Source organism: Yersinia fenwicki, from assembly GCF_043099325.1.
GTDB lineage: Bacteria > Pseudomonadota > Gammaproteobacteria > Enterobacterales > Enterobacteriaceae > Yersinia.
Map to the genome: position 1 here is coordinate 3,405,913 of NZ_CP170755.1, position 15,590 is coordinate 3,421,502.

Consider the following 15,590-nt stretch of genomic DNA (forward strand, 5'->3'; position numbering starts at 1 on the left):
TTTATGCGCATTATTCATACCTCTGACTGGCATTTGGGCCAGCATTTCTTTACCAAAAGCCGTGCGGCTGAACATCAGGCATTCCTGCACTGGCTCATAGAGCAGATCAAAGAAAATCAGGTAGATGCGCTGATTGTGGCGGGTGATATTTTTGATACCGGTTCCCCACCCAGCTATGCACGTGAGCTATATAACCGTTTCGTGGTTGAACTACAACCGACGAACTGCCGGTTGGTTGTTCTGGGGGGTAACCATGACTCAGTATCAACGCTAAATGAATCTCGCGGCTTGCTTTCTTATTTGAATACCACCGTCATTTCCTGCGCCAGCAGCAATCTGGACCAACAGGTTATTATTTTGAAAGACCGCCAAAATCAACCTGCAGCGCTGCTGTGCGCGATCCCTTTTTTACGTCCCCGGGATCTAGTCACCAGTCAGGCGGGTGAATCAGGTAGTCAGAAGCAACTGGCGTTGCAGGAAGCCATTGCTGCTCACTATCAGGCGCTCTATCAGCGAGCCGTCGAACTACGTACCGAGTTAGGTCTGCCCTTGCCGATTATTGCTACCGGACACCTAACTACGGTGGGTGTCACTACCTCGGACTCGGTTCGTGATATTTACATCGGCACATTGGATGCTTTCCCGGCCCACGCTTTCCCCCCGGCAGATTATATTGCTCTGGGCCATATTCACCGTGCTCAGCAAGTAGCAAAAACCGAACATATCCGTTATAGCGGCTCGCCAATTGCCCTGAGTTTTGATGAGTTGAGCAAAGAGAAAAGTGTTTATCTGGTGGAATTTGCCCAGCAGATATTAGCCTCAGTGACCCCAATCTTCATCCCACAATTTCAGCCAATGCAATTAATCAAAGGCGACTTAGCGCAAATTGAGCAGCAGTTGGCTAAATTTGCCGACCATCAAGGGTCACCGGTGTGGCTGGATATCGAAGTTGCCACACAAGATTATCTCACTGATATTCAAAGGCGAATTCAGGCATTAGCCGCAGAACTTCCCGTTGAGGTGGTACTCTTACGCCGCAGCAAAGAGCAACGAAATAACAGTATTGAGCGGCAGGAAAAGGAAACACTCAATGAACTGAGTGTCACTGATGTATTTGAACGCCGGTTGGCGCTAGAGGCAGATTTAGCCGAACCACGCCAAGAACGTATGCGCCAAATGTTTAATCTGGTGGTTGAAGATATCACGCAAGGTAAAGATGCCGCAGAGGAGCAATCTGCATGAGAATTTTAAGTCTACGGCTGAAAAACATTAATTCTCTACAGGGTGAATGGAAGATAGATTTCACCGCCGAACCTTTTGCCAGTAACGGTTTATTCGCGATAACCGGCCCGACTGGGGCAGGGAAAACCACCCTGCTCGATGCTATTTGTCTCGCGTTATACCACCAAACTCCGCGGTTAAATGTCACTCCCAGCCAAAACGAACTGATGACTCGCCACACGGCGGAGTCACTGGCTGAAGTCGAGTTTGAGGTAAAAGGAACGCGTTATCGTGCTTTCTGGAGCCAACGGCGCGCTAAAAATAGCCCGGAAGGAAATCTGCAAGCGCCTAAAGTTGAGCTGGCGCTGTGCGAAAACGGTAAGATTCTGGCCGATAAAGTGCGTGATAAACTTGATATGGTTGCCGCAATTACCGGACTGGATTTTGGCCGTTTTACCAAGTCGATGATGCTGTCACAGGGGCAATTTGCTGCATTTCTCAATGCTGATGCCAATGACCGCGCAGAATTATTGGAAGAGTTAACCGGCACGGACATCTATGGTCGGTTATCTGAACATGTATTTGAGCAACATAAGCAAGCCAAGATCGCACTGGATGCATTACATCAACGCGCCAGCGGTATTGAACTACTAAATGAAGAGCAGCGCACAGACCTGGCACAACAATTAGATGTCCTCGGTGAACAGGAAAAACAGCTTGCTTCTGAACAACGGGTCAATCAAAACCAAATAAATTGGCTCACCGGATGGCAGCAACAGCAAAAGAATGTGTTGGAATATCAACAGCAGCAGAAAATCATTGAGCAAGAGTATCTGCAAGCAGAACCCGAACTGCAACGATTGGCCCGGAGTGAGCCGGCAGAAAAGTTGCGTCCCCTATTACGTGAGTGTTCTCGTAGCCTACAGGATTTGCAGCAAATACAACTGCGCATCGCCACACTAACGCAGCAGCAACAGCAACTTCAGACACAACTGACGCCACTGGCTCAGGCGCTGGAACAAGCCAATCTTGCACGCCAGCAACACGCAACTAATCAGCATGAGCAAGAGATACTGATCGAGCAAAAAGTCGTTCCGCTGGATAACCTTATTGCTCAGCAGCAACACTCATTAATGCTACTAGATACTCAACTGAAACAGTTGCGCACCAAAGAACAGCAAATTAAACAACAGCTTGAACTGGATGAACAACAGTTCAAGCAAGCTCAGCAGCGCCTACAACAACTAACTCAGTACACCCAGCAATATGCCCACCATCAACACTGGGAAAAAAACCTGCCTTTATGGCGTGAGCAGTTCCGCCAATTACAAATGCAGCAACAACAATCAGTTGAAAGCGAGCAGCAGTTACAGCAGCAGGCCACGTTACTCGCGACCTTACAACAGCAAATTGACACACTACATGAACAAGATAAGCAGCAACAAGCTGCATTAGTACAAGCCCATTCGCAGACCAGTAGTATTCAGCAACAATTGTCAGCACTTGAGCAACAACAGCCCTCCGCGCAGTTACGCCAACAGCTCATCGAGCTACAACAACAACGGCCGGTGCGACAGCAATTAGTGGCATTATCGCCATTGGCGCAGCAAGTTCAGGCATTGCATGATAAACAGCAACAACAGTTCGTTGCCCAGCAGCAGCAACTGCAATTACTCGAACAACAACTAGCAGAAAAACGTCAGTTATATAAACAACAAAAGCAGCATCTGACTGATCTGGAAAAGTTGCTTGAGTGCGAAAAACAAATCGTCCGGTTAGAGTCTGAAAGAGCCAAACTGCAACCGGGAGAAGAATGCCCATTATGTGGAGCATTGGATCACCCTGCCATTACTGAGTATCAGGCTGTAAAACCCTCTGAAACGGTGGTGCGAGTAGAAGAACTGCGACTTCAGGTTGAGCAACTTTTCACTGCGGGAACTGAATTACGCACTCAGGTCGCAAGTATGCAGCAACAACAGTTGCGTCTGGAGCAAGAGTTACAGCACAGCCAGCAGCAACTGACAGATTATCACCAGCAATGGCATACTCTGGCACAGCCACTAACGCTAACATTTGCGTTGAATGAACCTGAGACCTTAATAACCTGGTTGGAACAACAAGAACAATCAGAGCAAATCTGTCAGCTAAAACTGGCGGAATATGAAAAACTGAATCAGCAATATCAACAAGCTAAGGATATTCTGACTCAAGCAGAACAGCAGCAGCAAAAGCATCAGCAGCAATTAGCCCTAATTGGTCAGCGCCGACAAGATACCGAGCAAGCGCACCAAAAGTTGCATGCACAGCATCAACACCAACTCGTTGAGTTGGCAAAAATACGCCAAGGCTTTAGCCATACTCTGGCTGAGTTATCGCTATCAATGCCTGAAGCAGACCAACAGCAGAGCTGGCTTGCACTACGGGAAGAGGAAAGTCAGCGCTGGCACCAGTATCAGCAGGAACAACAACAGTTGGCGCTGGGGCAAAAAGCACTGGAAACGCAAATTGAAAATGAACGCCGCCACTTGCAAGAGTGTATTGATCAGTTGTCCATCCTCACGCAACAACATCAGCAGACCGAAACACTGTTGCAGCAACAAAAACAACAACGTCAGACGCTCTTTGGTGACCGGAGTGTGGTTGAAGCCCGCCAGTTGTTGCGCCAACAACTGCAACAAGTAGAACTGGCTCAACAAAATACAGCTCAAGCCCTACAACAAGCACAATCTCAGCTTAACTTGCTCTCCGGCGAGTTGGCAGGGCTAGAACAGCAACGTAATCAAAATCAACAGCGAGCCACCACTGCCCAAACTGAATTACGACAAGCACTGGCAAGCAGTGAATTTGATGATGAGGCAGCCTTAACCGCTGCACTCCTAAGTGAGGAAGAAAGGCAGCGTTTGCAGCAATTGCAGCAGCAACTGAGTGAGCGCCAGCAACAGGCCAATATCCGTCACCAACAAGCCCGTGAAGCATTGGCTCAACTGAGACAATCTTGCCCTGGTGGCGTCGATCAAACATCTGAATTGACGGTATTACAGCGGCAATCAGAACAATTACTGGCCCAACTGAAAGCCAATACTTTACGGCAAGGTGAATTACGCAATCAGCTAGAAAGCGACATAGTTCGCCGTCGCAACCAACATGCACTGTTTGAGCAAATTGAACATAGCCAGCAACAATATGATGACTGGAGCTATCTCAATCACTTAATTGGCTCTAAAGAAGGTGATAAATTCCGCAAGTTTGCCCAAGGCTTGACACTCGATCATTTGGTCTATCTGGCAAACAACCAACTCAGCCGCCTACATGGGCGCTATCAATTGCAGCGTAAAACCAGTGACGCGCTGGAACTACAAGTGGTGGATACCTGGCAAGCAGATGCTATCCGTGACACCCGCACCTTGTCAGGGGGAGAAAGCTTCCTGGTCAGCTTAGCTCTGGCTTTGGCGCTATCAGATCTGGTCAGCCATAAAACCAGTATTGATTCACTGTTTCTCGATGAAGGCTTTGGCACCTTAGATGCGGAGACACTGGATACTGCACTGGATGCCCTCGATAGCCTGAATGCATCGGGTAAAACCATTGGTGTTATTAGCCATGTCGAGGCGATGAAAGACAGAATCCCAGTGCAAATTAAAGTGAAAAGAGTCAACGGATTGGGTGTTAGCCGCTTAGATAACATCTTCCGAGTCAATCAAGACTAAGCATTTAGATAGACTGCTGACAAACCCAACAACTCGATCTTGCAAGGTGATGACAGGTAGAAGAGTAAAGCGTCCGCGCCAGGAACGCTTGTTTTAACAAAAGAAGTGTGGCGTCTTTACGATCTGCCTGTTTTCGCCTCTACGGGTACTTTGTCGTTAACCTCATTTAGAGTTACAGCCATACAGCAAGCGATCAAATCCCGGTGAACTTATTTATAACTAAGATCAACTGCAAGTAAGTGATTCGGGTGCACAAGTACAACCAATAACGCTGTAGCGTCAAGGACGAGGGGCAGGCCACAACCAAGCGGCTCCGCGCACCCCACTAGAATCCCCATGCACAGCTTTACGAACTGGGGTTTCACACTCGCCGCCAAATACCCAAGGGCTAATTAACGCAGGCACCGTTTTATATAGACGGTCGACATTGCTCATGCCGCCACCTAATACCACAACATCAGGATCAAATAGATTGATAACATGGGCTAATGACTTGGCCAAGCGACGCTCGTAGTTGACCATCACCTGTTCAGCCAACACATCACCTTGTTCAACTAACACCATAATCTCATGGCCCTTAAGTGGCTGACCACTTAGGCGAAAATAATCCGTAGCAAAACCCGTTCCGGAGACAAAGGTCTCAATACAACCTGATTTCCCACAATAACAAGCCACTTCCTGCTGATACTGCCGCTCTTCATCATCCTGCCACGGCAATGGGTTATGCCCCCACTCACCGGAAATACCATTACCACCCGCATGTACGCGCCCATCAATGGCAATACCTGAACCACAACCCGTACCAATAATGACTGCAAATACCAGATGCTTTCCAGCACCTGCACCATCTGTTGCCTCCGATACAGCAAGACAGTTAGCATCATTCGCCAGACGCACTGGGCGAGAGAGAAGCGTTGACAGGTCTTTATCCAGCTCTTGTCCATTCAGCCAAACTGAATTAGCATTTTTCACCTTCCCAGTGAACGGAGAAAGTGTCCCAGGGATACCCACGCCGACACTGCCCTGCTCCCCAACAGCCTTTTCTGCATCGGCGACTAATGCCGCAATTGCCTGCAAAGTTTTTTGGTAATCATGGCGTGGGGTATCGATCCTTTTACGGAAAAGCTCCAGCCCATCATTTGCTAAAGCAATAACTTCAATTTTGGTGCCACCCAGATCTATACCAATGCGCATAGCGCCTTACCTCATCGACAGGATTGTTTAGTGACAATAAAAACGGCTCCTTTTAGTTTGGACAATACCTCGCTACGACACAATCTCTGTCACACGCAATTTTGCGTTTTGTCGTATTTGAATCCAGTGAGATATGAATCAGCTTCAGTGAGTTACCCCGGAGCACCGTTTTTTTCTTATTCTTTTACTAGGGGCCAAGGCCTCAATTCGTTATCATGCCGCCCTGCGTTTGATTAACTCGCGCGCTCCAGGCGCGCCCGAGCCAGGGATAACACTATGCTGTGGTTTAAGAATTTAATGGTTTACCGTTTGAGCCGGGAAGTTTCGCTGTCTGCGGATGAAATGGAGAAACAGTTAAGCGCCTTCAGTTTCACACCGTGCGGCAGTCAGGATATGGCAAAAACCGGTTGGGTATCACCGATGGGTTCACACAGCGATGCCTTAACCCATACGGTTAATGGTCAAATCGTCATTTGTGCGCGAAAAGAAGAGAAAATCTTGCCATCGCCGGTCATTAAGCAAGAGTTACAAGCCAAAATTGAACGGTTGGAAGGTGAACAACATCGCAAGCTGAAGAAAACTGAAAAAGACTCATTAAAAGATGAGGTTTTGCACAGTTTATTGCCACGTGCATTTAGCCGTTTTAACCAAACCTTCTTATGGATAGATACCGTCAATGACCTGATTATGGTCGATGCTGCCAGCGCCAAGCGTGCTGAAGATACCCTGGCATTACTGCGTAAAAGCCTGGGCTCTTTACCGGTCGTTCCACTGACGTTAGAAAATCCAATTGAACTGACTTTAACTGAGTGGGTTCGTAGCAAAGAATTACCGTCTGGCTTTGCACTGATGGATGAAGCTGAATTGAAAGCGATTCTGGAAGATGGCGGCGTGATCCGCTGTAAGAAACAGGATTTGTTCAGTGATGAAATCGCAGTGCATATTGAAGCGGGTAAATTGGTGACTAAGCTGGCGCTAGATTGGCAAGAGCGTGTTCAGCTCGTTCTGTCCGATGACGGTTCACTAAAACGCCTGAAATTCTCAGATACCTTGCGTGAGCAAAACGAAGATATTGATCGGGAAGATTTTGCTCAACGTTTCGATGCCGATTTTATTCTGATGACCAGCGAGTTGACTGCTCTGATTAAACATCTGATTGAAGCCTTGGGTGGTGAAGCCCAGCACTAATTTAAGCGCAAAAAACAACATCGCCCTGTCGTTATGAGAGGGCGAAATTTTCACTTATGCCGAATCATTTCGATAAATATTTGCACAAATACGCAGATGTATCAGCTACTTGCAGGTTAAATTCACTGTTCGCAGGGACATAGAAAGTTTCTCCAGGATTGAAAACTTGCCAATCTGGTGAGCCAGGAAGCAATACTTTTAAACTACCGGTGATCACCCTCATCTCTTCCGGTTTAGCGGTACTAAAGGTGTACTCGCCCTTTTCCATCACCCCAACGCTAGTCTGTCCAATGCTGTCACTGTCAAAACCAATAGATTTCACTTTCCCGGTAAAATACTCATTAAATTTCAGCATAGTTTTGCACCCGCGCCTTAATCAAAATTGAGCTTTCATATTAGAGTCACTATAAATGGTCTGTCACTGATTATTATGGCGAAATGGGATCATAACCGGATTCACTGCTGTGGTTGCGGAGAAAGCGTACGATTTAGCGGCCAGAAAACACCTTCACAACATTGGGTGAAGGCTCATAGTACGAAAACGAGGTGATATTAAAGATTACGGAGAATATACAGCGCCAGCGAAGTTTCAAATACCACAATCAATATTGACCAAAATGCTGGCATAAAATTGGTGTGTTGATGGATAAACAATTTGAAGGTTTTCATCGGCCCGCCTTGGTGGCCTTGCCATAAGAGGCATCAGTTGACGGAAATAATTTACGTCAAAATGATTATGTAGATGATAATTGTACTCTTCGTATAATTAACAGGCAATCAGATAGGCGAGCGATTCATTCCATAAAGCACGTATCTTACAAATTAGATCTACCGACTATTTCACTTTCTCGTCAGCCAGTATTTGCAAAATTAGCTCAACAACCTCTTCTGGCTGTTGAGTGGCATCCAGCACATGATGAGCAGCTTCCTGATATAGTGACTCCCGACTGGCCAACACATCCAGCACTTCTTCAACAATCGGTTTGCCGGTCAAACTTGGCCGCTGGGCATCCTCCGGATCTTCCGCCAATCGCTCTGCCAAGACATTAGCTGATGCGCGCAAATAAATAACCACCCCGTGTTGGCGCATAAATGTACGGTTACCATGAGATAACACCGCACCACCACCGGTAGCAACCACTGTTTTAGGCGCAGTTACGGTCTGTAGGGCCATACTTTCTCGCAAACGGAAACCATCCCACCCCTCGCGGGAAACAATTTCGGCTACACTCGACTGCAAAGTTTGCTGCATAAACAAATCTGTATCAATAAAGCGATATCCCAACGCCTGTGCCAACGCTTTCCCTATTGTTGTCTTACCTGCACCGCGTGCGCCGACCATAAAGATAGTCTGTGTCATTACTTGAAAGTCCTTTCGCATCCGCTTTTAGGGATAAATTCTCGACATCAAAAACCGGCCACTATTATTGGCCACTTAAACTGGATTAACACTCAACCCTACACTGTAGCTGCAAATCATACCTATAATTGAGGGTAGTGCAAACTTTACAATATTGTAAAATTAACGATACAGCTAATGGATAGCCTATTGCACTATCACCCGATGTGTAACATCAATGCACATCGGGTGATAACCGGAATTAGAAATCAACACTGGCGCGTAAAACAAACTGCCGAGGCTCACCAACAGCAACGCGCAAATTACCACCACTGGATGGGTAATAGGTTTTATCCAAGAAATTCTTCACATTGAATTGCCATTTCACCCGATAATTATTGATAGGCAATGAATAAGAGATAAATGCATCAGCCACCGTGTAATCATCTAAGGTAAAACTGTTGGCTGCATCACCGGCTCGCCGCCCGACATAACGTGCACCCGCACCTATTCGTAAATCATCACCGTCCTGCCAACCGGTAGTTCCCAATGCTTGCGTCAGAAATACAGAGGCGCTATTACGGGCCACATTAGTCATCTGATTGCCTTTATTGTCAGGGTCTTCTGTTACTCTGGCATCAGTATAAGCATAAGTGGCAATCGCACTTAAATTATCGGTCAACTGCCCTGCGATATCTAATTCAACCCCTTGCGAACGCACACGACCTGCAGTGCGAGTGATGGTTTCACCATTGACTAACTCATTGACCATGACATTACGTTTTGCAATATCAAACAGCGCCAAAGTCCCCGTCACTCCATTGACTAATTCCACTTTACTCCCCACCTCCCAGGATTGACCTTGCTCCGGCGGCAGCGAATCTATTTGGGTGGCGATAGATGAATTAGGTTTGAAAGACTCGCTGTAACTACCATATAAAGAGACTTCTGGCGTCAGCTTATAAACCACTCCAGCACGGGGAACTAATTTGCTTTCAGAGCTATCAGTATTGGTGATGAATGGCCGGCCTTTACCCGCAAAAACATCAAAATGATCGTAACGTAAACCTGCCAGTACAATCCATTTATCGGTCAATTCTATGGAATCTTGTATAAACCAGCCATAGCTTTTCAGGTTTTCACGCTGGTCACTGTCTTTAGCGCTGATGGCCGTTGAAGGTGGCATCAAACCATATACGGGATCATAAATATTAAAGTTTGAGTTCTTTTTACCGCGAATCATATCACCACGATATGTGCGGTTATCTTCGTAATCAAAACCAACGAGCATCTGATGGCCCATGCTGCCCAAGTCAAGGTCACCATTGAGTGTCATTTGTACGGCCTGAGCGCGGCTAACCGCACTGGCAGTGGCGTCGGCCTGGCGACTCAAGATGCCGGTAATCGGATCTAGCAATAATGCACGTGCTTGGTTATCACTATAACGATTGCGGTTATAGGCGTAGGTTAGAGAGCTTTTCCAATTATCATTCAGCACCTGATCAATTTGCAGCGTGATATTGTCCTGATCACCACGAGTGGCATTATAGGCTTCGTCAAAGCGACGATCACGCGGAGTATTGACCGGTTTCCCGGTACGGCTATCAATAATAGTGCCGCGATCAAAGGGAGTGAGATACTCCATGTGTTCATAAGCTACACGCACTGTGGTCGTGTCACCAAACCACATAACCGATGGCGCGACAACCGTTTGACGATTACGACCAAAGTTGCGCCAATAATCAGTTTCATCGTGATCGACAATCATCCGGTACGCAAAACCGGATTGGCCCAATGGACCAGTGACATCCAACTGCCCGCCGCCTCCTTTAAAACTGCTGCCCCACCCTTCAAGATGTGTTTGCTGCACTAACTGTGGCTTTTTGGTAATCATATTAATCACCCCCCCCGGCTCCCCCATGCCATATAACATTGAGGCCGGGCCTTTCAAAACTTCGACCCGCTCTGTGGTGGGGGTGAAGTTGCGAGCCTGGGCTGAGCGCACGCCGTCGCGCAAGATGGAGCCATCACGGTTATCACCAAACCCTCGCTTCATCACGGCATCTTGTGTGCCACCCAGTGTATTAGATTGAGTAATGCCACTGACGTTATACAGCGCCTCATCAATGTTTCTTACCGCCTGGTCACGTAATACTTGCCGCGGAACCACGTTAACCGCCTGCGGTACATTCAGCAGATTAGTTTCAGTACGCGTCCCGGTAACACTGGTGATTGGCTGATAACTTTGTGTGTCAGTTTCACGTTGCTGACCCATCACCACTATCTTGGTTTTTTCTTCGCTATTTTTAGTTGCTGTTTGAGAATCAGCAGCTTGGGTAGTGGGCCCTATAACTAGCAGCGGCAGGCTACACCAGTACATATGCTGGCGTTTAATTATTTTCATTTTCTAACTGACTCCAATAAATCCCTGAGAAAGGCAACGGCAAAAATTGTTGATATAATTGTTGGAAAGTTTGTTGCGGATTAATATCGGCAAAGAGGTCTGGATAGAAGGCCTTAGCAAACATTTCGACCGCCACAACATGGTAGGGGCTGAGGTAGAAATTGTGCCAGATACTGTAGGCCCGCCCCTGTGTTACCGCGTTAAGATGAGAAAGGATCGGTTGCTCTGATAACACTTGTTGGAAGCTGTGCTGCGCCTGTTCAGCATTAACCAGCGGCCCTAATTGTAAACTTGAGAAGCGTTTTCCCGTCTGGCCTGCCATGCCAGTTGCGATATAAATATCGGGGTTGGCTTGCAGCACATTTTCTGGATTCAGCTCACCATAAACAGTATTAATACGAGAAACGGCAATATTGTCGCCACCAGCAAAAGCAATCAGATCACCAAGATTGCCTTTAGAGGCCGTGGTACAACAACTTTCACGTCGCCCAAGATGTAAATGCAGCATAACTGTCGGCTTTCGCCCTTGATAATTCGCGAGACGCTGCTGGATAAGCTGCATATGCTGTTGATAAAAATTGATAAATTGCTCAGCTCGGGCTTGGCGATTAAGCACCTCACCTAAAAGTTTAATACTGGGAACGGTGTGTTTTAATAAATCGACCCGCAGATCCACATAGATAACCGGAATACCGGCTTTCGTCAGGCCCGCAAGTGTCCCCTCATCACCCTCAGCGCGGGCAAATCGCGGCAGAATAATCAGATCAGGTTGTAATTGGATTAAACGCTCAACATTTATCTGACGAATATTTCCACCGCCAATTATTGGAATCTTGGCGATTTCGGGGAATTTTTGGGTGTAAAGCTGCCAGCTTTGCGCATCAAAACGCTCAAGATCTGCGGGCCAACCAATAACACGCTGTGCAGGGTTGCCGGGTTCTAATAACGCCAATGTATATAACATCCGGCTTTCACCCAGAATAATACGCTGCGGGTTATCCGGTACGATGACCTGACGACCGAGAATATCGGTAACACTTTTTGCCTGGCTGGAGAGAGAGAAACTTAACAGGCAAAAAACCAATAGAATTTGAAAATAGCGCATGTACTTTACATAATCCGAAAAAACAAGTGCGCATGGTAATCATTATCATTGATGTTTTCAATTGTATTGACTATTGCATCAGGAGATGAAAGAAAAACAGTAGAAAGTCCCCTCAGCACGCACCTTAATTGATAGAGGAAATTGTGCTTTCCGCCTGATAATCCTCTGAAAAAAAAGAGAAAACAGTGTAATTCCGCTGAGGATAATAATCAGAATGAGCCTCTAACGAGGCTGGCAAATATAGACCAAAGCCGGCGGGAAATTACGTACGACGCGTATCTTTTTCCAGGTGAAATAGCGGGATAATAGAGGCTCGGAAAGGTGACTGTACTGGAATAACACTAAAACGCCTTGGTTGGCTCGTAAGCGCTGCTGGGTCTGCTGTAATATCTTGATACTTATCTTGGTCGGAATTGATAATAGTGGCAAACAACAAAACACCACATCGTAATCTTGATCCAATTGCTCAGCAGAACGGAAAGCGACCTGTAATCGAGAGTCATTAATCTGATGCAGAGAATGCACAAAATGAGGCTGGATTTCGTAAGCCTGCAAACGCGAGCTTTCTGACATATGCGACAGAATACGCTTGGTCAGCACTCCATCAGCCGCCCCTAGCTCAGCGATATTAAGACTTTTTTTCCAATCGACCTGATTCAACATCGCCTGACATAACCAAGGCGAGGAGGGGGCCAAGGTACCAACGGTACGTGGTGAGGCAATAAAACGCTGTAAATAAGAAAACTGACTTTTAAAATTACGCCGGACAGTGTTTAGCATAGCCGCTCCTCGGAAACCCGGATGGACTACAATAACACCTTATTTTCCTTAAGTTCTCATTAAGATTGCTCTAAGAGTTAACTATTTTTAGTCTATAAATAGAAGAAATTTATCTTTATGAATACTTACCGCACTAAAACAATCCAGCCCGATATAACAATAAACAACCATTGTCATATTGGGCTTTTAATCAAAATCAATACTGTATCTAACTATTTCGTTAACGCATACTGACGATGAAGGATTAACGATAAATTTCAGCACTGGCACTGTAATTACTCGAGTCACCAGGGTTGCTAATACCAATAATTCGGTAGTGGCTGGCACCATCAGCATCCGCTTTGGCATTCAGTGCTGTCTCCACATCAGTCGGTGACCCACTGACATTAGAAAGAGAAATAACCCCGATACTTTGTAATTTGGTTGCTTGTTCTGAGCTGACTTCTTGCGCAGCCATAGTGGAGAATGATGCGGTAGCAATAAGTGCAGCTGCGATGACTGGTAGTAGTTTCATAATATGCTCCAACTGACGGATTATATGTAATGTCTTTGTGAGGTTAATTATGAGTGAACCAATGCAAGGGGACGTAATGCTGTGTAAAGAAGACTAATCATTGTGAGGAGAATAAGGAGGAAATAAAAATATCTATGTCGCAGGAGAATATGAATGAAAAATAGGGACGTCAGTATAATATACTGCCGCCCAGTTATATATATTTAGATACGCTGTGCAACAATCATCATAATATCACTGGTGAAAGAACCATCAGGTTGAATCTCATAATGATTAATTACGCTATCAGAGGCTGCTTTTTGTAGCTCACGGATGGCGGTCGCGAAATGTGTCGGTGTACGCATTCTGGCAATCCAACTACTGAACTCTAAATATAACCGATCAGACGTCACTTCATTAATGATCAATCCAGCCTCGGTAAACAATGCTAGCCATTCGCCCGGAGCATAATTACGAACATGTGAGGTATCACGTAAAACCTCCACAGTTTGCAGATAGATATCTAATACGGGATGACCAGGAGAAACGACATCCATAAATATCACCTTGCCACCCGGCCGTAATACCCGCTTAACTTCGCGCAAAGCCTGGCCTACATCATGCCAGTGATGAGCTGAATAGCGGCTTATCACAATATCAAAACTCTGATCATCAAAGGGCAATGATTCAGCTAACCCTTGCTTTACTTCAATATTAGTCAGTTTTTTATCCGTAGCAGCCTGGCTGACAACATCAAGCATTTGTGCTGAAAGATCGTAAGAAACCACTGATTTTACCGCTGCCGCAGCGGTAAAGCTGGCGTGCCCCGCACCACAGCCGAGATCAAGCAAACGAGCATCACCGTGGGGTTGTAGTCGTGTTGCCAGGCGCTGTAAATCTTTACCTTGAGCATGAACCGCACTGGTTAAATAGGCATTTGCCTGATCACCAAACTGCCTTTCAACGGTATCTTTGTGGCTATTTTTCGTCATCATTACATCCCCATTTTATGATTTAACCATCTGATTTACTTTATCTATCTTATTACCTAAAAAGGGTTAAAATGCTTACCCGAATTAAATCTACTCTACCCAAGACTGAACAATCACAATAGCGCGTTTACATTAGGGAAACATCATGATCGTACTCAGAGAGATGCGTACTGCGGAACTTAGCGACTATCGGAATTTATTTATTACCGAATATGCGCAAGATTTATCGTCCAACAGTGGTTATAGCAGCGAACAGGCCATCGCTCATGCCACGCATAGCTTTGATAGCTACCTACCAAAGGGGGTTAATAGCCCTGACGATCATTTGTATTGCATCGAAAATAAAAGCAATATCGGCCAAGATAGCCAACTGGTGGGCTATTTATGGTTTGGTTTAGGCGAAAATGATAGCGCTGCCTTTATTAAAGATTTTTATGTGCTGCCGCAGTGTCAGCGCAAAGGATATGGCTCGGCCTGTTTACATGAATTAGAAAAATTGCTGGTGGCTCAAGATATATTTGAGATAAAGCTACGCGTCGCGGCGGATAACCCACAGGCGAAGAGATTATATGAGCAAATGAAATTTGTGATAACGGGGTTTAATATGTCCAAATCGCTACAACCAATGGACAAATCATAATAGAGATAAAGGCAATATTAAGGATGCGCTTGCAGGTCAGCAAACGAAAAGAGATAAAAGGCTGAGAATCGGACGAACAGTTCATCAGGATTGTTACCTGCTGTTCCTCTGATAAATCAGTCTAATCGAAGTGTGGGAGTGAGATTAAACCATTTTGTCATCACCCATCTGTTGCAGCTGATCCTTGTAAGACTTCACTTTCTGGCGCTTCTTCATCCAGATTGAGAATGACACAACAAAAATCCCGCCTGCCAAGGTTAGTACACCTAATTCATGCTTATAAAACAGCATAATAACGAAATAGACAGCAGATATAATTGCTACCCATTTAGCCGAATGACCAATAGAACTTTTCTCATTAGTCAAACGGCGGATACTCTCTTCCTCGCTGATCCCCATACTTAATCCTCCTTATTGTTCAGCTTATAATATTGGGGCAGTTGCATGATAATTCAACATATTTTTTAGCTTTTATTTTGTTAAGTCGAGATAGCGCTGATTGACTATCCCGACTCAGTCGATATTAG

At 45.9% G+C, this 15,590-nt stretch carries 13 protein-coding genes; 4 read left to right on the forward strand and 9 right to left on the reverse strand.

Translation table 11 applies throughout. The features are described 5' to 3' along the window. Positions 1-3 precede the first annotated feature (3 nt). Positions 4-1,242, forward strand: a complete 1,239-nt coding sequence (sbcD, locus tag ACF3VQ_RS15580) for an exonuclease subunit SbcD (RefSeq protein ID WP_392432057.1) — start codon at positions 4-6, stop codon at positions 1,240-1,242. Beyond that, complete coding sequence (locus ACF3VQ_RS15585; protein ID WP_392432059.1) at positions 1,239-4,928, forward strand: AAA family ATPase; 3,690 nt, start codon at positions 1,239-1,241, stop codon at positions 4,926-4,928. The genes sbcD and ACF3VQ_RS15585 overlap by 4 nt, the downstream gene beginning before the upstream one ends. 279 nt (positions 4,929-5,207) lie before the next feature. Here the strand turns inward: ACF3VQ_RS15585 and mak are convergent, their stop codons facing one another. Next, positions 5,208-6,122 carry a fructokinase gene (gene mak, locus ACF3VQ_RS15590; RefSeq protein ID WP_392432061.1) on the reverse strand — a complete coding sequence of 305 codons (915 nt, stop codon included), beginning with the start codon at positions 6,120-6,122 and terminating at the stop codon, positions 5,208-5,210. A gap of 276 nt (positions 6,123-6,398) precedes the next feature. Here mak and rdgC point away from each other — a divergent pair, with 276 nt between their 5' ends. Continuing rightward, the gene (gene rdgC, locus ACF3VQ_RS15595) at positions 6,399-7,310 is read left to right on the forward strand and encodes a recombination-associated protein RdgC (protein WP_392432063.1); all 912 of its coding nucleotides are present in this window, start codon (positions 6,399-6,401) and stop codon (positions 7,308-7,310) included. Between the two features lie 64 nt (positions 7,311-7,374). Here the strand turns inward: rdgC and ppnP are convergent, their stop codons facing one another. From ppnP to ACF3VQ_RS15630, 7 genes are all read right to left on the reverse strand, one after another. After that, positions 7,375-7,665, reverse strand: a complete 291-nt coding sequence (ppnP, locus tag ACF3VQ_RS15600; protein ID WP_392432064.1) for a pyrimidine/purine nucleoside phosphorylase — start codon at positions 7,663-7,665, stop codon at positions 7,375-7,377. Positions 7,666-8,145: 480 nt separating this feature from the next. Beyond that, the gene (aroL, locus tag ACF3VQ_RS15605) at positions 8,146-8,670 is read right to left on the reverse strand and encodes a shikimate kinase AroL (protein ID WP_392432066.1); all 525 of its coding nucleotides are present in this window, start codon (positions 8,668-8,670) and stop codon (positions 8,146-8,148) included. Between the two features lie 241 nt (positions 8,671-8,911). Next, positions 8,912-11,053, reverse strand: coding sequence for a TonB-dependent siderophore receptor (locus ACF3VQ_RS15610; RefSeq protein ID WP_392432067.1), 2,142 nt, complete (start codon positions 11,051-11,053; stop codon positions 8,912-8,914). Then, on the reverse strand, positions 11,040-12,158 hold the full coding sequence (locus tag ACF3VQ_RS15615; protein ID WP_392432068.1) for an ABC transporter substrate-binding protein: 1,119 nt from the start codon (positions 12,156-12,158) through the stop codon (positions 11,040-11,042). Before ACF3VQ_RS15615 ends, ACF3VQ_RS15610 begins: the two co-directional genes overlap by 14 nt. Positions 12,159-12,380: 222 nt before the next feature. Next, positions 12,381-12,938: a class I SAM-dependent methyltransferase gene (locus ACF3VQ_RS15620; RefSeq protein WP_392432069.1), complete on the reverse strand. Its 558-nt coding sequence runs from the start codon at positions 12,936-12,938 to the stop codon at positions 12,381-12,383. 244 nt (positions 12,939-13,182) lie between these two features. Beyond that, positions 13,183-13,452, reverse strand: coding sequence for a DUF1471 domain-containing protein (locus ACF3VQ_RS15625; RefSeq protein ID WP_392432070.1), 270 nt, complete (start codon positions 13,450-13,452; stop codon positions 13,183-13,185). 203 nt (positions 13,453-13,655) lie between these two features. Continuing rightward, positions 13,656-14,426 carry a class I SAM-dependent methyltransferase gene (locus tag ACF3VQ_RS15630; RefSeq protein ID WP_392432071.1) on the reverse strand — a complete coding sequence of 257 codons (771 nt, stop codon included), beginning with the start codon at positions 14,424-14,426 and terminating at the stop codon, positions 13,656-13,658. Between the two features lie 142 nt (positions 14,427-14,568). Here ACF3VQ_RS15630 and ACF3VQ_RS15635 point away from each other — a divergent pair, with 142 nt between their 5' ends. Then, positions 14,569-15,063, forward strand: coding sequence for a GNAT family N-acetyltransferase (locus ACF3VQ_RS15635; protein WP_392432072.1), 495 nt, complete (start codon positions 14,569-14,571; stop codon positions 15,061-15,063). Between the two features lie 144 nt (positions 15,064-15,207). Here the strand turns inward: ACF3VQ_RS15635 and ACF3VQ_RS15640 are convergent, their stop codons facing one another. Next, positions 15,208-15,462, reverse strand: a complete 255-nt coding sequence (locus ACF3VQ_RS15640) for an ABC transporter ATP-binding protein (RefSeq protein ID WP_392432073.1) — start codon at positions 15,460-15,462, stop codon at positions 15,208-15,210. Between the last annotated feature and the right edge of the window lie 128 nt (positions 15,463-15,590).